Here is a 20,385-nt window from a genome sequence, read left to right on the forward strand (position 1 = left end):
CGGCGTGAATCCGGCCGTCACAGGCACAGGCAAATGGCAATGAAGACGGCGGCCGACTCGTATGGAGCCGGTCTGGAAAGCGGTGAGACGGTATGGCAGAGATGGATTTTGCTCAAGCATTGGAGCAGGCCAAGGCCAAGTACGAGATGATTTCCAAGGCGCTGGACCCGGAGGGTTTGCGCTCGCGGATTGCGGATCTGGAGCGTCAGGCCAGTGCGCCCGGACTCTGGGATGATCAGGAGAATGCTCAGAAGGTGACCAGCAGGCTCTCAGCCCTGCAATCCCAGCTCAAGCATCTGGAGTCCGCATCCTCCCGGCTGGAGGATGTCCAGGCTCTGGAGGAGTTGGGCCAGGAGGAGCATGACCAGGACACCCTGGTGGAGGCCCGCAAGGAGATCGACTCGTTGAGGTCCGACCTGGCTGACATGGAGATCCAGACCCTGCTGGACGGGGAGTACGACGAGCGCGCCGCCGTGGTCACCATTCGTTCTGGTGCCGGTGGGGTGGACGCGGCCGACTGGGCCCAGATGCTCCTGCGCATGTATATAAGGTGGGCTGAGCGGCACGGCTTCTCCACCAAGGTCATGGACACCTCCTATGCAGAGGAGGCCGGCATCAAGTCGGCCACCTTCCAGGTGGATGCCCCCTATGCTTACGGTCGGCTGTCTGTGGAGGGCGGCACTCACCGTCTGGTGAGGATTTCGCCCTTTGACAACCAGGGCAGGCGGCAGACTTCTTTCGCCGCTGTCGAGGTCATCCCTCTGGTGGAACCCACTGACCACATCGACATCCCCGACTCGGATATCCGAGTGGACACCTACTGCTCCTCCGGTCCCGGCGGTCAGGGTGTCAATACCACCTATTCGGCCGTGCGTATCACCCATTTGCCGACCAACATCGTGGTCACCATGCAGGATGAGCGCAGCCAGATCCAGAACCGTGCGGCTGCTATGGCCGTTTTGCAGTCCCGCCTACTGGTTCTGCGGCACGAAGAGGAGGCCAAGAAGAAGAAGGAGCTGGCCGGCGACATCAAGGCCAGCTGGGGGGATCAGATGCGCTCATATGTGCTGCATCCCTACCAGATGGTCAAGGATCTGCGTACAGGATACGAGACCTCGGATACCCAGGGCGTTTTCGACGGCAATATCGATGCCTTCATAGAGGCCGGTATCCGTTGGCGGCATCAGCAGCGGGTTCAGGCCCGTGAGGAGGAAGCCAGCAAATAAACCTGTGCTCGGCCTCATCCGGGTCGGTGTTTCATGAGTGTGTAGTGTCGGTCTTGTTGATAGCCTCTGTAGGGGAATACCGAGGAACGGAGAGTCAATGGCGTTGATTTCGCTCAAGGACGTGACCAAGATCTACCCCAAGGGGTCCCGTCCCGCCTTGGATGACATCAGCCTGGATGTCGATCGTGGGGATTTTGTCTTCCTTGTGGGCGCCAGCGGGTCGGGCAAGACCACCCTGCTCCGCCTGCTTCTGCGTGAGGAGGAGGCCACCGAGGGGGAGATTCGCGTGGCCGGCAACGACCTGCGACGTCTGCGCAATCGTGAAATTCCCGGATATCGGCGCTCCATTGGCTTTGTGTTCCAGGATTACAAGCTGCTCAATAACAAGACCGTATGGCAGAACGTGGCCTTCACGCTGGAAGTCATCGGCGCTCGTCGGTCCACCATCAAAACCCTGGTTCCTCAGGTACTCAAGACTGTGGGGCTGACGGGCAAGGAGCAAAACTACCCCCATGAGCTTTCCGGCGGCGAAGCTCAAAGGGTGGCTTTGGCCCGCGCCTACGTCAATAATCCGGAAATCCTACTGGCTGACGAGCCCACCGGCAATCTTGATCCCACAACCTCCCTGGGCATTATGGAGGTTCTGGACGCCATCAACAGGACCGGCACCACCGTGGTCATGGCCACCCACAACGAGGAGATCGTCAACTCCATGCGCAAGCGGGTGGTGGAGCTGCATACGGGCCGGATCATGCGCGACGAGGCCCACGGCTCCTACGATTCTTCGCGCTTCTTCCCCGATGCCGAGGTTGCGGCGCGCGCTCATCATGCCATCGGGGATCCCGCTGACGGCGATGCCCTGGATCGTGCTCGTGAGGTTGGAGTTGGAGGGCGCCGTCCGGTGCAGGTTGTCGTCCAGGATGGGAATAGCCCGGCTACCGAGCCCATCGTGGATGGAACCAAGGGAGCCAAGCAGGTGGTCCAGGCGGCGGCACAGGCCGTCGACCAGGGCCAGTATGGCGACGAGGGAATCGCACGGCTGGCCAAGTCCATGCATTCGGGGAGAACAGGACGTTATGGGCAGGTCTTCACCTCGGTGGAGGACACCCTGACCTGGGGAAAGGGCCTGGGCAGCCTTGAGTCTGCGCAGGAAGATTCCAGTCAGCATGAAGGCGCCTCTGCGGGGCAGTCCGAGGGGAAGACCGACTCTGACCCTGACGAACGATTCCGCAGACCTGTGCCGGTGTCCCAGGGCGGCCAGGATTCACCCGGTCAGTCGCATGAAGGTTCCAGTGACCAAGACCAGGGCAAGGCAGGAACCGATCGGGCCGAATCCGGGGATCGTCCCCAGGCAGAACCAGCAGAACCTGCAGCCTCCCGGAAATCTCGGAAGTCCGCTCGTGGTTCGGATACTGTTCGGCCCAAGTCGACCCCAGAAAGCAGGTCCCAGGATCGGCGGCCCGAGGATTCGAGCAGTCATGAGCAGGGTAGGAAACCAAATAGCGACCGCAAGGGTCTTGCGCATGATGATCACAATCATGACCGTGATCAGAGGGGATCCAAGCAAAATGACAAGGTCAAGGACCGCCAACCGTTGAAGGAAACCTCCGCTGAGGCTGCTGATCGTGAACAACAGTTCAAGAAGCCCGATCAGCCTCCGCGGCCCGATGTTTCCAGCTCGGCGGAACCGACCGGCAAATCCGGTCAGGCTACGGCCCAAATGAAGCAGGACGACGCGCAATCCTCAAAGCAAGTCTCCAGCAAGAGCAAGATCAGTAAAAAGGACTCGACCAGCGAAATCGATCATGATGTCGAGCCTTACGATGCTGAGTCCATGGGGGCCCCGCCGGCCCCGCCCGCTCCCCCTGAAGCCCCCAAGGCGGCCAGGAAGTCCCAACAAAAGAGCGACGCAAAGGCTCGGGATGAGCATCATGACAAGAAGAAGGCGGCACGATGAGACTGCGGTTCATCCTTTCCAGCACCTGGGACAACCTGCGGCGCAACGGGTCCATGATCCTCTCGGTCATGCTGGTCACTTTCATCTCCTTCCTCTTCATCGGCGCATCGGGCCTTATGCAGGCGCAGATCAGCAAGGCCAAGGGGGACTGGTACGACCAAGTGGAGGTGGTGGTCTGGCTGTGCCCGGACGGCGCCAGCCAGGCGGCATCCTGCGCGACCGGCAAGGCGCCCACGAACGACGAGATCGTCAAGCTGGAGAACACCATCAATACCGAGCTGCGCGACTCTGTGGCAAAAATCACCTACCAGAGCCGGGAGGACTTCTTCAAGAACACCTTCCTCAAGCAGTACCCCAACGGCACATACGAGGGAAGGACCATGACCGCAGCGGACATGCAGGCCTCCCTGCGTCTCAAACTCAAGGATCCCACCAAGTATCAGGTGGTCTCCGAGGTGCTGTCAGGACGTGACGGCGTGGAGGAGGTGTCCGACCAGCGCCAGATATTCGACCCGGTCTTCAAGATCCTCAACAGGGCTACGGCAGTCACCCTGGTTCTGGCCGTCGTCATGGTGATCGTGGCCATCCTGCTGACTGGCACCACCATCAGGATGAGTGCCGCCTCGCGTCGCAACGAGACCGAGATCATGAGACTGGTAGGAGCCTCCAACTGGACAATACGACTGCCCTTCATCCTGGAGGGCGTGGTGGCATCCTTGCTGGGATCTCTTCTGGCTGTCGGCGCTCTGAGCGCCATCGTCAAGCTCTTCATCACGGACTGGCTGGCCCGTACGGTCCAGTGGATGCCCTACGTGGATCAGTCCACGGTCCTGCTGATGGCACCGGCGCTGATCCTGGGGGCCATGCTCTTGTCCGCATTGGCCTCTTCCATCTCCCTGCGGCGGTATCTGAGGACCTGATCCGCGGCGACGGGCCGATCGATCTTATGGGTACGAGCTCTGCCATAATGATGACTAGCATGGATAAGTGATAGTGAGGACTTGACCATGAATCGTACGAAACACTTGGAAGCCATCTGCGGCCTGGTGGGGTCGTTGGCCATGATGCTCGGCGGTGGGATCCTGGGGTTGACAGTGGCCCCCGCACCGGCCCGGGCCGATTGGAGTAGCTATCAGCAGAAGGTACAGAGCCATGAGGCTCTGAAGAGCAAGCTGGCGGGTGTCAACAGCGAGCTGGCCAACCAGATTCTCAGTCTCAGCGATCTGACTGCCAACCAGATCCCGGCAGCTCAGCAGAGTGCAGTCGAAGCTCAGCAGCAGGCCGAGCAGGCCGACAGTCTGGTTCAAGCCACCAACGACCGACTGCAGGCGGCCCGCAAGGATCGTGCCGACCTGGAGGCTAAGATCCGTCAGACCGGCATCGACTATGACGACGCCAAGGCCGGTGTAGCGCAGATGGCGAGAAAGAGTTTCCACGGCTCTGAGGTTTCCCAGGTCATGGACGTGGTGACCAAGTCCTCCAGCACCAAGGATTTTGTGGACAAGATGCAGTCCGATGCAGCCGTGACCCGATCCGAGGCCAATACGGCCAATGATGCCGCCAACACCCTCAATTCGTCCATGAATCGCAAGCAGCGTCTCGAGGCCATTGAGGAGCAGATCAGCACCTTGAAGGCCAAGGCCGACCAGCAGCAGGCAGCGGCACAGCAGGCGGCAGCTGCGGCGCAGGCCAAGCAGGACAGTCTGCAGGCCTTGCGCGACCAGGGAACCGCAGCACGCAAGCAGCTGGAGGGGCAGAAGGCTGCCCTGACCACTCAGTCAGCCCGTGAGGCCGCTGATATCGTGGCCACCGAGTCTATGATCGATTCCCTCAACACGGGCAATGCCGGCGGCGGGGCCGATCCCCATGCCGGTGGCGCCCAGCAGGTCGGCGGTGGCGGCCCTGCACCATCGCCGGCTCCGCGCCCGTCTCCGCCGAGCAACGGAGGTGGTGGAGGTGCCTCCGGTATGAATTACGGGGTACCTGGCAGCTGTCCTGAGGGCTCTGGGTTCTGCTACGGCCATCCTACCGGCAATTCGGTGGGCGGCAGTGCTTACCCCGCCCGTCAGTGCACGCTCTGGGCTTACATCCGGCGCTCGCAGCTGTCCCTGCCTGTGGGATCCTATATGGGTAACGGAGCTGAATGGGCCAATACTGCACGTGGTCTGGGCTACCTGGTCAACAACACTCCGCACGTCGGAGCCGCCATGGTCTTCGCCCGTGGTCAGCGGGTCGGTTACTGGAACGCCGACTGGACCTATGGCCATGTGGCCGTGGTCGAGCGGGTCAATGGAGACGGGTCTGTGCTCATCTCCGAAGGAGGCACTGGATTTGCCTCATTCCCTGCCTATGAGACGGTTTACGGGGCTGGCAACTACCAGTACATTCATTACTGACATCGAAGCGGACCAGGTCCGCCACCTGGGACGCCACTCCTAGCCGTCCGGCCTACCAGGCGACATGATCGGCATGGTCCGGAGGAGGACATCATGGCTAAGGAGACTGGCACGTCGATGATTGCCCAGAATCGCAGGGCCCGGCATGACTACCAGATCGAGGATCGGTATGAGGCCGGCATCGCCCTGACCGGGACTGAGGTCAAGTCCTTGCGCGAAGGGCGGGCCTCCCTGGCTGAGTCATTCGTCAGCATCGACCCTCGGCACGAGGTCTGGCTCGAGAACGCGAATATCCCCGAATATCTCAACGGCACCTGGAACAACCATGCCCCCAAGCGCAAGCGCAAGCTGCTTCTGCATGCCAAGCAGATCATTCGCCTGGAGCGGCAGATTCAGGCCAAGGGCTACACCATTGTCCCCCTGAGTCTGTATTTCAAGGATGGCAGAGTCAAGGTGGAGATCGCCGTGGCAAGGGGCAAGCGTGAGTATGACAAGCGCCAGTCCCTGCGTGAGGAGCAGGACCGTCGTGAGGCCCAAAGGGCCATGCGCTATCGGAACCGTCGGGGCTGAAACACGTGCTGATGTGCTTTCCGATTCTCGGATAATTCTTGGATAGGGACGACTGACTACTGATATTGCCTTGCACTATGCAGGTCGACACGCCCGGAGCTAAGGCGTCCGGCGGTGTTCTATAAGCTTCTGAAGCTTGTAGTAAAGCCAAAATACGCCCTGAAGAGCAAACCATGATTGATGATCATCAGTCAGTTGGATGCATAAAAATACAAATATGTGCATAATAGTGCATGTCAATCAAGGGATACGGAGGATCGCCTCGGGGCGGTCCGGAAGAGGAGAAGACATGGGCAAGATCAAGGCGATGCTGACGGCGGCTCTGAGTGTCGCCCTGCTGGCCTCCATCGGGGCCTGCGGAACCACCGACGAGGCGGACAACAACAGTGCGTCGGGTAAGGCCACAACAAGTTCCCATCCTGCGGCTTTTGACGTCAGTGGCATCAAGAAGGATCCGGCCATCGCGGCCAAGGTGCCTGAGTCGGTTTCCAAGGACGGCAAGTTGACCGTGGGCATGGAGACCTCGTATGCTCCGGGTGAATTCATGAATGAGGACGGAAAGACACCGATTGGCTATGACGTGGACTTGTCGAACGCCATTGCCAAGGTGATGGGGCTCAAGGGGGAGATGGTCAGTGCCTCCTTCGATACCATCATCCCCGCCATCGGCAGCAAGTACGACGCGGGTATCTCCAGCTTCACCATCACCAAGGAGCGGATGCAGTCGGTCGACTTCGTCACCACCTTCAAGGCGGGCACGGCCTTTGCCGTCAAGAAGGGCAACCCCTCCAAGATCAATCCTGACGACATCTGCGGCGTCAAGGTCGGTGTGCAGACGGGCACTATCGAAGAGCAACAGGCTGCTGACAAGATCTCGGCAGAGTGCAAGGCCAAGGGCAAGAAGCCGGTTGATGTGCAGTCCTACAAGCAGCAGACCGATGCCGCCACGGCAGTGGTCAACGGCAAGATCGACGTCTTCTACGCCGACTCCCAGGTGACCGGGTATGCCATTAAACAGACCGACGGCCAGTTGGAGAAGCTGGGCAAGGATACCGACATCGTCCTGCAAGGTGCTGCCCTCAAGAAGGGCAGCGGCATGGCCGAGGCCACCCAGGCGGCTCTTCAGAAGTTGATCGACGATGGCACCTATGCCAAGATCCTCAAGAACTGGGGCGTTCAGAGCGGTGCTGTTGAGAAGGCGGAGATCAACCCTGCGGTCTCTGACTGAGGCAAGCCTCCAGGCGCGGGTCGGTTCAACAACCGTTCTGCGCCTAGCGGTTGGCCTGGCTGGATAGGCTAGGCCTGAATAAGTTCAGCGGTGCGGAAGGAAGCAGGAGATGCATACCAAGAAGGGGACGGACCAGATTCAGATCCCCGGCAGAATAGAGGCCAGACCGGTGCGCAAGCCGGGGCCGATTGTGGCTGCCGTCATCGTGGCCATTTTCGTGGCCATGCTGATCCACGGCATGGTGACCAATCCCAACTTTGATTGGCCTACGGTCTGGAAGTACCTCTTCAACGAGCATGTCCTGGATGGCATCAAGTGGACTCTTCTGCTGACTGTCTACGCCATGGTTCTGGCCACAATTCTGGCCATCATCCTGGCAGTGATGCGCAAGTCGTCCAATCCGGTCCTGCGCTGGGTCAGCTGGTTCTTCATCTGGTTCTTCCGTGGCACTCCTGTATATACCCAGCTGGTCTTCTGGGGTCTGCTTTCCGTGCTGATTCCCAAGCTGGCCATCGGCATTCCCTTCGGGCCCGAGTTCTGGAGCGTCGACACCAAGACCGTGCTCAACGCCACCGTGGCCACGGTTCTGGGCCTGGGACTGAACGAGGCTGCCTACCTTTCCGAAATCGTCCGTGCCGGCATCGAGGCCGTAGATCCTGGTCAGGAGGAGGCCGCCAAGGCTCTGGGCATGCCGCCCGCCATGATCATGAGGCGGATCGTCCTGCCTCAGGCCATGCGCATCATCGTGCCGCCTACCGGCAATGAAACCATCGGCATGCTCAAGACCACATCCCTGGCTCTTGCCGTGCCCTTCACCCTGGAGCTCCAGTTCGCCACCAACGCCATCGCCAACCGCATCTACAAGACCATCCCGCTGCTGATTGTGGCCTGCATCTGGTACCTGGTCATCACCTCTGTTCTGATGGTTATCCAGGCCCAGCTGGAGAAGCACTACGGCAAGGGCTTCGACTCGCGGCCGCTAGCCGGGTCGGGGGCCAAGGACGGCAAGGATGGCGAGGATCCTCAGACTCGTCAGGAGACCGACAAGGTCAACAAGGTCATGATGGCCGGGCTGAACGCCTGAGCGCAGGAGGAGAATCATGGACGAGGATATGCAGACCAAGAAAGACGGTCAAGGCGGCAAGGATCCGGCCATCGTCATCAGGAATGTGCACAAGGTATTCGGCGATCAGCATGTGCTGCAGGGAATCAACTTAGAGGTCATGCCCGGCACGGTAACGGCCGTCCTGGGGCCTTCCGGTTCGGGCAAGTCAACGCTGTTGCGGCTGATCAACCAGCTGGAGACCCGCACAGCCGGCGAGATCTATGTGGATGGCGAGCTGACTGGATACCGGAAGATCGATACGGGTAAGGGCCCTGTGCTGCAGACCTTGGATGACAAGGCCATTGCCAAGCAGCGTTCCAAGATCGGCATGGTCTTTCAGCGTTTCAACCTCTTCCCCCACATGACCGCCTTGGAGAACGTCATGGAGGCGCCGGTTCATGTGGGCCGGGTTCCCAAGACCGATGCCCGCCAGGAGGCTCAGGCCCAGCTGAAACGTGTAGGGCTCGAGGACAGGATGGACTACTACCCTGCCCAGCTCTCCGGTGGTCAGCAGCAGCGTGTGGCCATTGCGCGAGCCCTGGCTATGCACCCCGACATCATGCTCTTCGATGAGCCCACCTCAGCCCTGGATCCGGAGCTGGTGGGGGAGGTTCTGGGGGTTATGCGGCAGGTTGCCCAACAGGGCATGACCATGGTGGTGGTCACCCACGAGATGGGCTTCGCCCGCGAGGTGGCCGAGCAGATCGTCTTCATGGACCAAGGCGTTGTGGTGGAACAGGGAGGCCCTGACATCATTGACCATCCTCGCACCGAGAGGTTCGCCGAATTCCTGCACACTGTGCTCTAGCCTCAGGCTCTGTTCAGGTTGTAGAAATTCCGGCAAGAAGCCCCGTGGGCGGGCAGCGGCGAAACTCCCAAGGTTAGACTGGGGCCCATGTGTGGAATCGTCGGTTATGCGGGATCAGTACGGACGGCCTGCGGCAGGCCCTTGGAGGTCTGCCTCAAGGGTTTGGAGCGTTTGGAGTACCGAGGGTATGACTCGGCCGGAGTGGCCCTGGCTGCCCCTGTGATGACGCGGGTGGCCGTACGCAAGAAGGCAGGACGCCTGGGCAATCTGGTCACCGATCTGAAGGCCAAGCCCATGCCCGAGGCCACCGTAGGCATCGGCCACACCCGTTGGGCCACCAACGGAGAACCCACTGATGTCAACGCTCATCCCCACATCAGCCGTGACGGCAAGGTCGCGCTTATCCACAACGGGATCATCGAGAACGCCTCCAGGCTGCGGCTGGACCTGGAGACCGAGGGATACACTTTTGTGTCCTCTACGGATACCGAAGTGGCTGCCAAGCTCCTGGGCAAGATCGCCCAGGAGATCGTCGACGCCACCGGCCAGCCCGATATCTTCGAGGCCATCAGGCGGCTGGCCCGCATGCTCAAGGGAGCTTTCACCATCCTGGCAGTGGACTCGAGGCAACCTGATCTGGTAGTGGGTATCCGACACGATTCGCCGCTGGTGGTCGGTCTGGGAGACGGAGAGAACTACCTGGGTTCCGATGTGGCCGCCTTCGTAGCCTATACCCGCCAGGCCATGGAGCTGGGGCAGGACCAGGCCGTCTGCATCAGCGCGGACCAGGTCAAGGTCACCGACTTCCAAGGGCATCCGGTGGAGCACCCGCGCCGTTACACCATCGACTGGGATGCCTCAGCCGCCGAAAAAGGCGGATGGGATTCCTTCATGGACAAGGAGATCCACGAGGACCCTGCGGCGGTCTCCAACACCCTGCTGGGCCGGTACGACGAGTCGGGCGACCTGGATTTGGACGAGGTTCATATCGACGAGGAGGTTTTCCGCCAGATTGACAAGATCATTGTCGTGGCCTGCGGGACGGCCTCCTACGCGGGGCTGGTGGCCAAGTACGCCATCGAGCATTGGGTTCGTATTCCGGTGGAGGTCGAGCTGGCCCATGAGTTCCGCTACCGTGATCCCATCCTGACCCCACGCACCCTGGTCGTGGCCATTTCCCAATCAGGGGAGACCATGGACACGTTGATGGCGCTTCGGCATGCACGGGAGCAGGGTTCAAGGGTACTGGCCATCTGTAACACCCAGGGGTCCACCATCCCCAGGGAGTCTGATGCCGTGCTCTACACCCACGCCGGCCCCGAGGTGGCTGTGGCCTCCACCAAGGCCTTCCTGGCTCAGATCGTGGCGGCCTACCTGCTGGGGCTGTACCTGGCCCAGGTCAAGGGGACCATGTATCGAGACGAAATCCACCAGACCATCGACAGCCTCAAAGCCATGCCAGCCAAAATCCAGAAGGTGCTGGACGGGCAGGCCGAGGTCATCAGCCAGACGGCTCAGCGCATGTCCAAGGCCCGCTCCTTCCTCTTCCTGGGTCGGCATGTGGGCTATCCGGTGGCCCTGGAAGGGGCGCTCAAGCTCAAGGAGATCGCCTACATCTTTACCGAGGGGTTCGCCGCTGGTGAGCTCAAGCACGGGCCCATCGCCCTGGTGGAGCCGGGGGAGCCTGTGGTGGTCATCGTCCCCAGTGCACGGGGTCGCAATGTGCTGCACGACAAGGTCATCTCGGCCATTGAGGAGGTCAAGGCCCGTGGTGCCTTCACCATCGTCGTGGCCGAGGAGGGCGACCCGGATGCCGACCGCTATGCTGACGTGGTCTTTTGGCGGCCGCCCTGCCCGACCCTGCTCAGCCCCCTGGTTGATGTGGTTCCCCTGCAGCTGTTCGCCCTGGACATGGCACGGCTCAAGGGTCTGGACGTGGACAAGCCCCGCAATCTGGCCAAGTCGGTCACGGTGGAATAGGGTCCCATGGCTGTCGGGTCCGAGCAGCAGGGACACCGGATGGTTCTGGAGGAGCCGCAGATTCCCTTCGAGTCCAGAATCATATACGAGGATCAACGCATCATTGTGGTCGACAAGCCCCATTTTCTGGCCACTATGCCGAGAGGGATGTGGTATGCCAGTACCGTGCTGATCCGGATGCGTCGGCTCTACGGGGAGCCCGACATCATCCCTGCCCACCGGCTGGACAGGGCCACAGCAGGTGTGCTGGTTCTGGTACGAGATCCGTCTGCCAGGCGGTCCTATCAGATGCTCTTCCAGGAGCATCGCGTGCGCAAGATCTACCAGTGTCTGGCGCCGGTACGACCCATAGCTCGCCCGCGGACCGGCACCGTGCGACACCTGGATCCGCCCCGGGTCTTCCCGCTAGAGCGCCGCTCCAGGGTGATCAAACGCCGAGGGGTTCTCCAGGCCTGGGAAGAGCGCGGGCCGGTCAATGCCGTTACTCGAGTCGAGCTGACAGCGGGCCATGGATGTCTGGCCACCTACACCCTCTACCCAAAGACCGGCAAGACCCACCAGCTACGTGTGCACATGAACGCTCTGGGTCTGCCCATAGTGGGCGACGACCTGTACCCACGAATCCAGACCCGGGCCTATGACGACTTCTCCCGACCACTGCAATTGGTGGCCCGTGGCGTGGAATTCACCGACCCCTTCACCGGGGGTAAGCGTGCCTTTGTCTCCTCAGTCCCCTTGGATCCTCAAGGCGAGGACTAAACAGTCAGCCTGGTGGGACATAATGGTCAGGGGGTCCCGGAGCCGCGGGACGACGTGGACGCGGCAGGTATCCCCGTCCGAGGTTTGAGACGGACCAGGAGGTTCTACCCATGAGCAAACCGACACGGCGGCCTTATCGATGGCCCAAGCATCTCAAGGGTCAGCAGTCCCTCTGGTACGGCTGCGACTACAACCCCGACCAGTGGCCTGAGGATACATGGGATGAGGACATCAGGCTGATGACCAAGGCAGGGGTCAACGTGGTGGCCTTGGCGGTCTTCTCCTGGTCGCGCATAGAGCCCAGCCAGGGGGTTTTCGATTTCGATTGGTTGGATCGGATCATTGACAAGCTTGGTCGGGCCGGCATCGGGGTCAATCTGGCCTCGGCCACGGCTTCGCCGCCGCTTTGGCTGACTCAGGCCCATCCTGAGGTTCTGCTCAGGGACGAGCGTGGCGACACGGTTTGGCCCGGGGCCCGGCAGCATTGGCGGCCTACCTCGCCGGTCTTCCGTTCCTACGCCTTGAAACTCTGCCGGGCCATGGCCGAGCACTACCGGGACAACCCCTATCTGGTGGCCTGGCATGTGGGCAATGAGTATGGCTGCCACAATCGCTTCGACTATTCCGATGATGCTATGCGGGCCTTCCAGCGCTGGTGCCGCCGCCGTTACAAGGACATTGAGGCCGTCAATCGCGCCTGGGGCACGGATTTCTGGTCACAGAGGCTGAGCGATTTCTCGCAGATTCTGCCGCCGCGTTTCATTGGCCAGGGGAATTTCCAGAATCCGGGCCGCATGCTGGACTTTGAGCGGTTCAGCTCTGACGCCCTCAAGGATTTCTACATGGCCGAGCGTGACACCTTGGCTGAGATCACCCCGGATATACCTTTGACCACCAACTTCATGGTCAGTGCCGGCGGATTCGCCCTGGACTACGACGACTGGGGCAACCAGGTGGACTTTGTGGCCAATGACCACTATGTGACGCCGGGCAGGGATCATCTGGAAGAGTTGGCCTATTCCTCCAGCCTGGTGGATGCCATCGCCCGTAGGCGCCCCTGGTGGCTTATGGAGCAGGCCACTTCGGCGGTCAACTGGCGGCCGATCAACCCCCGCAAGGAGCCCGGACAGCTGGAGCTCGACTCCCTGGCCCACCTGGCACTCGGGGCTGATGCCATCTGCTACTTCCAGTGGAGGCAGTCTCGGGCTGGGGCGGAAAAGTTCCACTCGGCCATGCTGCCTCATGCAGGTGAAGACACGGCAGTCTTCCGCGACGTCTGCCAGCTGGGAGGGGACCTGCAGGGCCTCTCGCAGGCTGGTTTGGCTGGTACCATGCTGGCCAAGGCCCCGGTGGCCCTGGTATTCGACTATGCAAGCCAGTGGGCCAGCTCCCACGCAGCCTCACCCAGCGACCGGGTCGAGCATGGCCAGGAGCCGCCGGTCTGGTACCGGGCCTTCCTTGACAACACCATCCGACCTGATGTCCTGCCAGTCAGGGCCGACTGGGAGGAGTATCCGTTGGTGGTACTGCCAGCCCTCTACCTGATCGACGCTGATCTTTCCAAGAGGCTGCACAAGTATGTGCATGGTGGAGGGCGGCTAATCGTCACCTGGGGCAGCGGCATCGCCGACGAGCAGGACCGCGTCTGGACCGGCGGCTATCCAGGGCCGCTTCGGGACCTGCTGGGTCTGTCGGTCGAGGAGTTCGCACCCATGGCTCCCGGCACGCCTGGTGTGCTGGACCATCTGGATCTGACCGACGGGGTTACGGCGCACGACTGGGCCGATGTCATCGGTCACCTGGACAAGGACACCGAGGTCCTAGCTAACTACCGGGCGGATCCCTGGACAGGGATGGATGGCATGCCGGCCATGACCGTCCATGATTGGGGTCATGGCAAGGCCGCCTACCTGGGTTGCCGTCTGGATGCCCAGGGTCTGGCCAAGGTTCTTCCTGCCCTGTTGGAGGCCCTGGATGTCGCTGATATGCGGTCGGCCCATGCAGACTCTGATCTGTTGAGAGTTGAGCGAGTCAGCAAGGATGATCGGACGCGCTTCGTCTTTCTGTTCAACCGGACCAGGCATCCAGTGCAGGTTCAGCTGGAGGGCCAGATCTTGGTGGGTTCACTGGCCGGCATTGACGGGGATGGCAAGCAGGCCAGTCTGCAGGTCAATGGCGCGTTGGTGCAGCGTGTGGTCGGCCATCGGCATTGAGCTGGTGAATCCTGTACATGCCGGCGAAGATCAACTCGGGATCGTAGACCTCGATCAGATCGGTGTCTTCTGAGAAGGTACGGCCCATGCCACCCGTGGCCACCACGTGGAAGTCCCGGCCTATCTCGCTGCGGTATTGGCGGATGATCCGCTCCAGGCCGCCGAGGAAGTTGTAATAGAGCCCGGCCTGCATGGCCGTCCTGGTACCAGTTGCCATGATGGTCTGAGGGCGGGTGATCTCCACCTGGGGAAGTTGGGCGGTCTGGCCGGCAAGGGCCTGGGCTCCCGAGCGGATGCCCGGAACGATCAGGCCTGAGCGAATGGCGCCCCTGTCATCCACATAGTTGAAGGTGGTGGCCGTGCCGAAGTCGATAACCAGTACAGGCCCTCCGTAGCGGTGGAAGGCGCCCACGCAGTCAGCCAGGCAGTCGGCGCCCAGGGAGCGCGGGTCGTCCAGACGGATGTTCATGCCCGTCTTCACGCCAGGGCTCACCACCATGGGGTCGATGGAAAAGAAGCGGATCAGGCAGGACCTGACGGCGTGCATGACCGCAGGGGCCACTGAAGAGATGATGGCGTCCTGCACATCCGCAGTCTTGTAGCCTGCCAGGGCCATGAGCTGCCCTAGCAGAAGCCCGAACTCATCGGCCGTGTGATCGATCCTTGTGGTCAGCCTGTAGGAGGCGGCGACCTGGTCGCCCTCCATGAATCCGACCTCGATGTTGGTGTTGCCGATGTCGATGGCCAGCAGCATGTCTCTTCCTCCCTGCCGTCGTCCGGGCGCGTGGCGCTTTCCGAATCCATCCTAAGCGCATAAGCCTGTGTAATGGCTTCGGGGAGTATGCTGGTGGGCGGTGATCGACCAGAATGGCGGTCAACCACAGCATAAGGATTCGTCAATGAACGCAGATCGACACGGCACGCATGCCCATGACAGCGTGACCGCAGCAGATACAGACGTGGCCCAGGAACCAGGCCCAAGCACTGACCCTGAACTCAACGCCAGGATCAGACCCATGAAGTCGGGCGGCAACACCCTGCCCTGGAAGCTGCTCAGTCTCCTGCTGGCACTGGCCTTGGCTATCTCCCTGTGGACAGGGCATCGTGGAGTCGCTGGTCAGGCCGAGGGCGGGAGCGTGGCGGATACGGTCACTGTGGGCCTCAAGCTGGCTCCCACCAATCTGGACATCCGCAACCAGTCGGGTACGGCGCTGGATCAGCTCCTGATCGGCAATGTCTATCAGGGTCTGGTGTCACGAGATTCTAGGAATCGGGTGCGCCCAGGGCTGGCAAAAAGCTGGAATATCTCCGAGGATGGCCTGGTCTACACCTTCCATCTGCATGAGGGCATCCGCTTCTCCAACGGCCATGCTCTTCGGGCCCAGGACGTGGTCGACTCCATTCGCGGACTTATGGCAGGTCACTATCAGGGCAGCGAGATGTTGGAGGGTTTCCAGGGTGTGGAGGCGACAGATCCGCTGACGGTGCGCCTGACGTTGTCCAGACCTTATCAGGATCTGCTCTGGCAACTGAGCGGGCGGGCCGGTCTGGTCTTTGACCGGCGGGCTCATTACGACATGAAGACCCAGGCCGTGGGATCCGGCCCATACATGCTGGCAAGCTTCCGTCCAAACGACTCGGTCACACTCAAGGCCGATCCACACTACTGGGGCAGCGACAAGCCTAAGACGCCAACCATCGTCATCCGTTACCTCAATGATGACAACGCCGCCGTCAACGCCCTGCGTAGCGGGGATGTGCAGGTGCTGGCTCCGGTCACCGAGAACCTGGCCAGTCCCTTCCGCAAGAGCCCCGACTTCCAGGTCAAAGCGGGCGACGATACCGACAAGTACGTCCTGGCCATGAACGGCAAGGGTGGTGCCACATCCGATCCACGGGTGCGTCAGGCCATCCGCCATGCCATCGACCATCGGCAGCTGATCGCCTCCCGGGGCAGATCGGATAGGGCTCTGGGTGGACCCATACCCTCCTTGGATCCCGGCTATCAGGATCTGACCAGGCTCTATCCCCACGATCCGGAGCAGGCGCGGCGGCTTCTGGCCCAGGCCGGGTATGGTCCCGAACACCGGCTCAAGCTACGACTGACCTATGCCAACACCTATGGCAGCGAACTGGGCGATCAGCTGCGCTCGCAGCTGCGTCAGTTGGGCATCGACCTGGATGTGCGGGTGGTGGAATTTTCAGTCTGGCTCCAGGACGTGCATGCCAACAAGGACTATGACCTGTCTTTGGTGGATCATGGCGAGAGCCACGACTTCCACCAGTGGGCCAACCCCGGCTACTACTACAACTATGACAATCGTCAGGTCCAGGAGCTTTACCGTCAGGCCATGGCCACGACCTCTGCCGATGACTCCGACAGGCTCCTAGCCCAGGCTGCCTGGATCGTCAGCAAGGACGCAGCGGCGGACTGGCTCTTCAACTACCGGGTGACCACGGCCTGGCGGAAGGGGTTGGAGGGCTTCCCGGTCAATCTGAACCAGTCTCTCATGCCCTTATCTGACGTGATTTATAGGCGGGGGTGACCATGGCCAGATTCCTGATGCGGCGCTTGGTGCTCTTCATCTTGGCGCTGATAGGCATTTCGCTGCTCATCTTCTTGGCTCTGCGCATTCTGCCCGGTGACGTGGCCGCCATTATGGCCGGGCTGGATGCCCCACCCGAACGCGTCGATCGGTTGCGTCGGCAGATGGGCCTGGATCGCTCCTACCCAAGGCAGTATCTGGATTGGATCGGCGACTTTCTGCAGGGGGACCTGGGCAGGTCCATTCTTACCAACCGTTCCATCGCTTCTCAGGTAGGTGTCCGAGCCCAGATCACCTTTCCGCTGATCCTTTTGGGGCTGGCCGTGGCTCTGCTGCTGGGCATTCCCCTGGGCTGTGCGGCCGCTCTGGCTCGCTCGCCACGGATGCAGTCATTCAGCCACATGGTAGCCATTGTGGGCGGATCAGTACCGGCCCTCTGGTCAGGACTGCTGCTGATCATGCTCTTCGCCAAGGGCAGTGGCCTGATCGGTCTGTTGCCCTCTCAGGGCTTTCCTGCACTCGGCTGGGCTCAGCCGGGTCAGGCCTTGGCGGCATTGATTCTGCCCGCGCTGTCTACCGGCATCATCGTGGGTGCCGGCATCATGCGGTACACCCGCTCCTTGTTGGGCGACATGCTCTCTTCGGGGTATGTGGACATGGGCATGGCCTGCGGGATGACCCGGACCCAGGCTGCTCTGCGCATCGGTCTGCGGCTGGCTTCCCCCCAGCTGGTTTCGGTGATTGGACTGACCATGGCCGAGATGATCACCGGGGTCATGGTCAGCGAGAACCTGTTCGCCCTGCCGGGACTGGGCTCCATGCTGATCACCGATGTGGGCAACCGGGATCTCCCAGCTGTTCAGTCCGAGCTGCTTCTGCTGGCGGCCTTCTTCCTCTTCCTGGGACTCCTGGTGGACGTTATCCATAGGCTGATCGATCCGCGTTTTCGAGGTGCGGCCAGACAGGAGGTGGTTGCCTTATGAATTGGGGACACGAAGACAGGCCCCACCTGGGATTGAGGGCCACATTCCCAGGCCAACTGGGATTCTTCGGACGGATGCGGGTGGTGTTGTCCAGCATGTGGCGCAAGGCCTCGGGGCGATACTCGCTTATTGTACTGGCCATATGGATCCTGGTCTCCCTGGTCTCCAGGTTCTGGACCCCGGTTCCGATTTGGGTCACTGACGGGTACCGGATTTGGCAGGCCCCTAGCCGTGCCCATCTGCTGGGAACAGATGGCACCGGGGCAGACATTCTTTCCTGGCTGATGGCGGGATCGGCCACCAACCTGGTCATCAGCCTTCTGGCGGTTCTCCTATCAGGCGTACTTGGACTTCTTCTGGTCATGGCCATGGTCTCGCGCCGTTCAGGAGTGTCACAGACGGTCGTGGTCCTGGTAGATGCCCTGATTTCCCTGCCTACAGTTCTGCTGGCCCTGATCCTGGCTGTCCCCCTGGGCCCCAGCATCGCCGTGGTCGTCGTGGCCTGTGGGTTCGGTTACGGACTCAACCTGGCCCGGATCGTACGGCCCCAAGCGCTTCTGGCAGCAGAGTCGGACTACGTGCGATCCGCCCGACACAGCGGGGTCGGATCCTTCAGAATCTTCTGTACCCATCTGGTGCCCAACGTCATTCCGGTCCTGTGCGTCCAGCTTTCCATGTCGGCGGGGACCTCCGTGCTGGCTGAGGCAGGGTTGACCTACCTGGGGGTGGGCGTTCCCTCTGGCCTGCCCTCCTGGGGGCACTCGCTGACCACCTCGGTCAAGTTCATCAATGTCTTTCCACTTACTGTGCTCTGGCCTGGCCTGGTGGTCACCATGGTGGTGGTTGCTCTGAACCTGTTCGGTGACGCCCTGCGTGATGCCATCGATCCGGTTACCAACCCCAGGCTCAGGGCTGCCGTAGCTGCCGCCGGACGGTCCACTCTTCAATCTGTGCGTCAGGAAACGTCTGCGTGCTTAGAAGCTTCGGGCCATGCAAGCGAGGGAGACAATCATGTCGCTGAATATTGACGGCCTGAGCCTGTCCATCAATGGCCGCACCATTCTCGACCAGGTGGATCTCCAGGTGAAGGACGGCCAGCGGGTAGGTCTGATCGGCTCCTCAGGCTCCGGAAAGTCGATGATCGCCCGCAGCGTTTTGGGCACCACGCCACTGACGGCCTCCCTGTCGGGATCCATTCTGGTGGACGGGCTCCAGATTCTCGGTTCGGATGACCGGTCCCTGGCGGACCTGCGCGGTTCCCGGATGGGCATGATCTTTCAGAATCCTTCCACGGCCCTGAACCCGGTCAAGAAGATCTACAGTCAGGTTGAGCTTCCCCTCCGTCGCCACTATCGTCTGAGCGCCCAGGAACGGCGCAGACGGGTTATGGAGATATTGGCCCAGGTCGGGTTAGATGCGGATCTGGCTGGATCCTACCCGCATGAGCTGTCCGGGGGGCAGCAGCAGCGGGCGGCCATAGCCACGGCCCTGGTCACCAAGCCCAGACTGATTCTGGCAGACGAGCCGACCACGGCCCTGGATGCCATAACCCAGCGGCAGATTGTGGACCTGCTGGTCTCCCTGGTCGACCAGAACGGGGCCTCCCTGCTGTTCATCACCCATGATTTCTCAGTCCTGGCCCAGGTTGCCGATTACTGCTACATCCTTGACGCTGGGCGAGTGGTGGAAAGCGGACAGACGCAGAGCATTCTGCGTAGCCCATCCAGTCCGCAGGGCAGGACCCTGGTGCGGGCGGCCAGGGAGTTGACGCTGAGCACAGATGGAGGCAAGCATGAGGCTGACTGATGGTGCACATGCCGATCCGATCCTGATCGGGGAGGGCCTGACCAAGATCTATGCCTCCACCGGCAGTGGAACGGCTCGAGAAGCTGCAGTTGACGGCATCGATGTTTCCCTCCTGTCGGGGGAGTGCCTGGCGATCATAGGGGAGTCCGGCTCGGGGAAAACCACGCTTTCCCGTCTGCTTCTGGGCCAGCTGAGGCCTGATGCCGGGCAGGTGGCATATTTGGGCAGATCAGTTCTCCATGGTTCCACGGCAGCCAAGTCGCTTGCCCATGACTCCGCTCTGGTCTTCCAGAACCCCTTTGCTTCCCTGGATCCCCGGTGGACCATCGGCCGGTCGGTAGCCGAACCTCTGCTGGCTGTCAGGCGCAGGGAGAGGGGACGAGACCTGGCCGATCGGGTGGCCCAGGTGCTGTCAGAGGTCCAGCTTGATCCGGACAGGATCATGACGGCTTATCCCTCCGATCTGTCAGGTGGTCAGGCCCAGCGGGCGGCCATAGCCCGCGCACTGATCGTCAAGCCCATGATACTCTTGGCCGATGAGCCCATGAGCGCCATCGACGTTTCAGCACGCGTAGGGATTCTCCATACCCTTCAATCAATCATGGCCCAGTCCAAACAGCAGGGCGATTCGTCAAATGGTATGTCCATGATTATCATCTCCCATGATCTGGGTGTGGTCCAGCACATAGCAGACAGGGTCATGGTGCTCAGGCAGGGGAAGGTTGTGGAGGAGGGGCCGGTGAAGGCCATCCTCAATCATCCTGAGCAGTCCTATACCCGCCAGCTTCTGGCTGCTGCAACCCTGTAG

At 61.3% G+C, this 20,385-nt stretch carries 16 protein-coding genes and 1 pseudogene; 16 read left to right on the forward strand and 1 reads right to left on the reverse strand.

What is annotated here, in order from left to right; genetic code table 11:
• Positions 1-92: 92 nt before the first annotated feature.
• The 11 genes and pseudogenes from prfB (at position 93) to J3T92_RS02545 (ending at position 14,242) form a co-directional block, all read left to right on the forward strand.
• On the forward strand, positions 93-1,226 hold the full coding sequence (gene prfB / locus J3T92_RS02495) for a peptide chain release factor 2 (RefSeq protein WP_267399562.1): 1,134 nt from the start codon (positions 93-95) through the stop codon (positions 1,224-1,226).
• A 97-nt stretch (positions 1,227-1,323) separates the two neighbouring features.
• Positions 1,324-2,355 (forward strand): annotated as a pseudogene (gene ftsE, locus J3T92_RS02500) (cell division ATP-binding protein FtsE); the annotation flags it as partial.
• Positions 2,356-3,179: 824 nt separating this feature from the next.
• Positions 3,180-4,103, forward strand: a complete 924-nt coding sequence (gene ftsX, locus J3T92_RS02505; protein WP_024626676.1) for a permease-like cell division protein FtsX — start codon at positions 3,180-3,182, stop codon at positions 4,101-4,103.
• Positions 4,104-4,190: 87 nt separating this feature from the next.
• A complete protein-coding gene (locus tag J3T92_RS02510; RefSeq protein WP_267399563.1) occupies positions 4,191-5,579 on the forward strand; it encodes a CHAP domain-containing protein in 1,389 nt (462 codons plus the stop codon).
• Positions 5,580-5,672: 93 nt separating this feature from the next.
• Positions 5,673-6,149, forward strand: a complete 477-nt coding sequence (gene smpB, locus J3T92_RS02515) for an SsrA-binding protein SmpB (protein ID WP_267399564.1) — start codon at positions 5,673-5,675, stop codon at positions 6,147-6,149.
• A gap of 289 nt (positions 6,150-6,438) precedes the next feature.
• On the forward strand, positions 6,439-7,377 hold the full coding sequence (locus tag J3T92_RS02520) for an ABC transporter substrate-binding protein (protein WP_267399565.1): 939 nt from the start codon (positions 6,439-6,441) through the stop codon (positions 7,375-7,377).
• A 109-nt stretch (positions 7,378-7,486) separates the two neighbouring features.
• A complete protein-coding gene (locus tag J3T92_RS02525; protein WP_267399566.1) occupies positions 7,487-8,461 on the forward strand; it encodes an amino acid ABC transporter permease in 975 nt (324 codons plus the stop codon).
• A gap of 28 nt (positions 8,462-8,489) precedes the next feature.
• The gene (locus J3T92_RS02530) at positions 8,490-9,290 is read left to right on the forward strand and encodes an amino acid ABC transporter ATP-binding protein (RefSeq protein WP_267400232.1); all 801 of its coding nucleotides are present in this window, start codon (positions 8,490-8,492) and stop codon (positions 9,288-9,290) included.
• Positions 9,291-9,377: 87 nt separating this feature from the next.
• Complete coding sequence (gene glmS, locus J3T92_RS02535) at positions 9,378-11,270, forward strand: glutamine--fructose-6-phosphate transaminase (isomerizing) (RefSeq protein WP_267399568.1); 1,893 nt, start codon at positions 9,378-9,380, stop codon at positions 11,268-11,270.
• Positions 11,271-11,276: 6 nt separating this feature from the next.
• The gene (locus J3T92_RS02540; protein ID WP_267399569.1) at positions 11,277-12,029 is read left to right on the forward strand and encodes a pseudouridine synthase; all 753 of its coding nucleotides are present in this window, start codon (positions 11,277-11,279) and stop codon (positions 12,027-12,029) included.
• Positions 12,030-12,139: 110 nt separating this feature from the next.
• Entirely contained in the window at positions 12,140-14,242 is a 2,103-nt protein-coding gene (locus J3T92_RS02545) for a beta-galactosidase (protein WP_267399570.1), read from the forward strand.
• On the opposite strand, the gene J3T92_RS02550 is transcribed toward J3T92_RS02545, so the two are convergent.
• Entirely contained in the window at positions 14,199-14,996 is a 798-nt protein-coding gene (locus J3T92_RS02550) for a type III pantothenate kinase (RefSeq protein WP_267399571.1), read from the reverse strand. The genes J3T92_RS02545 and J3T92_RS02550 overlap by 44 nt on opposite strands.
• Before the next feature lie 145 nt (positions 14,997-15,141).
• Here J3T92_RS02550 and J3T92_RS02555 point away from each other — a divergent pair, with 145 nt between their 5' ends.
• Genes J3T92_RS02555 through J3T92_RS02575 form a run of 5 tightly spaced genes read left to right on the forward strand, consistent with a single transcriptional unit; the run spans position 15,142 to position 20,385 of the window.
• Positions 15,142-16,788, forward strand: coding sequence for an ABC transporter substrate-binding protein (locus J3T92_RS02555; RefSeq protein ID WP_267399572.1), 1,647 nt, complete (start codon positions 15,142-15,144; stop codon positions 16,786-16,788).
• Positions 16,789-16,790: 2 nt separating this feature from the next.
• The gene (locus J3T92_RS02560) at positions 16,791-17,771 is read left to right on the forward strand and encodes an ABC transporter permease (protein ID WP_267399573.1); all 981 of its coding nucleotides are present in this window, start codon (positions 16,791-16,793) and stop codon (positions 17,769-17,771) included.
• On the forward strand, positions 17,768-18,799 hold the full coding sequence (locus tag J3T92_RS02565; protein WP_416378891.1) for an ABC transporter permease: 1,032 nt from the start codon (positions 17,768-17,770) through the stop codon (positions 18,797-18,799). Before J3T92_RS02560 ends, J3T92_RS02565 begins: the two co-directional genes overlap by 4 nt.
• Positions 18,783-19,577, forward strand: coding sequence for an ABC transporter ATP-binding protein (locus tag J3T92_RS02570; protein WP_267399574.1), 795 nt, complete (start codon positions 18,783-18,785; stop codon positions 19,575-19,577). The genes J3T92_RS02565 and J3T92_RS02570 overlap by 17 nt, the downstream gene beginning before the upstream one ends.
• Complete coding sequence (locus J3T92_RS02575; RefSeq protein WP_267399575.1) at positions 19,564-20,385, forward strand: ABC transporter ATP-binding protein; 822 nt, start codon at positions 19,564-19,566, stop codon at positions 20,383-20,385. Before J3T92_RS02570 ends, J3T92_RS02575 begins: the two co-directional genes overlap by 14 nt.

Origin of the sequence: Bifidobacterium sp. B4081 (assembly GCF_026537335.1) — a bacterium.
GTDB lineage: Bacteria > Actinomycetota > Actinomycetes > Actinomycetales > Bifidobacteriaceae > Bombiscardovia.

What these genes read in the sequence shown, in the direction of transcription:
- ftsX (WP_024626676.1), top strand. Translation starts at nt 3,180, where the DNA reads ATGAGACTGCGGTTCATCCTTTCCAGCACCTGGGACAACCTGCGGCGC.
- J3T92_RS02550 (WP_267399571.1), bottom strand. Translation starts at nt 14,996, where the DNA reads ATGCTGCTGGCCATCGACATCGGCAACACCAACATCGAGGTCGGATTC.
- J3T92_RS02545 (WP_267399570.1), top strand. Translation starts at nt 12,140, where the DNA reads ATGAGCAAACCGACACGGCGGCCTTATCGATGGCCCAAGCATCTCAAG.
- J3T92_RS02525 (WP_267399566.1), top strand. Translation starts at nt 7,487, where the DNA reads ATGCATACCAAGAAGGGGACGGACCAGATTCAGATCCCCGGCAGAATA.
- J3T92_RS02520 (WP_267399565.1), top strand. Translation starts at nt 6,439, where the DNA reads ATGGGCAAGATCAAGGCGATGCTGACGGCGGCTCTGAGTGTCGCCCTG.
- J3T92_RS02540 (WP_267399569.1), top strand. Translation starts at nt 11,277, where the DNA reads ATGGCTGTCGGGTCCGAGCAGCAGGGACACCGGATGGTTCTGGAGGAG.
- J3T92_RS02560 (WP_267399573.1), top strand. Translation starts at nt 16,791, where the DNA reads ATGGCCAGATTCCTGATGCGGCGCTTGGTGCTCTTCATCTTGGCGCTG.
- prfB (WP_267399562.1), top strand. Translation starts at nt 93, where the DNA reads ATGGCAGAGATGGATTTTGCTCAAGCATTGGAGCAGGCCAAGGCCAAG.
- J3T92_RS02510 (WP_267399563.1), top strand. Translation starts at nt 4,191, where the DNA reads ATGAATCGTACGAAACACTTGGAAGCCATCTGCGGCCTGGTGGGGTCG.
- smpB (WP_267399564.1), top strand. Translation starts at nt 5,673, where the DNA reads ATGGCTAAGGAGACTGGCACGTCGATGATTGCCCAGAATCGCAGGGCC.
- J3T92_RS02555 (WP_267399572.1), top strand. Translation starts at nt 15,142, where the DNA reads ATGAACGCAGATCGACACGGCACGCATGCCCATGACAGCGTGACCGCA.
- J3T92_RS02565 (WP_416378891.1), top strand. Translation starts at nt 17,768, where the DNA reads ATGAATTGGGGACACGAAGACAGGCCCCACCTGGGATTGAGGGCCACA.
- J3T92_RS02570 (WP_267399574.1), top strand. Translation starts at nt 18,783, where the DNA reads ATGTCGCTGAATATTGACGGCCTGAGCCTGTCCATCAATGGCCGCACC.
- J3T92_RS02530 (WP_267400232.1), top strand. Translation starts at nt 8,490, where the DNA reads ATGCAGACCAAGAAAGACGGTCAAGGCGGCAAGGATCCGGCCATCGTC.
- J3T92_RS02575 (WP_267399575.1), top strand. Translation starts at nt 19,564, where the DNA reads ATGAGGCTGACTGATGGTGCACATGCCGATCCGATCCTGATCGGGGAG.
- glmS (WP_267399568.1), top strand. Translation starts at nt 9,378, where the DNA reads ATGTGTGGAATCGTCGGTTATGCGGGATCAGTACGGACGGCCTGCGGC.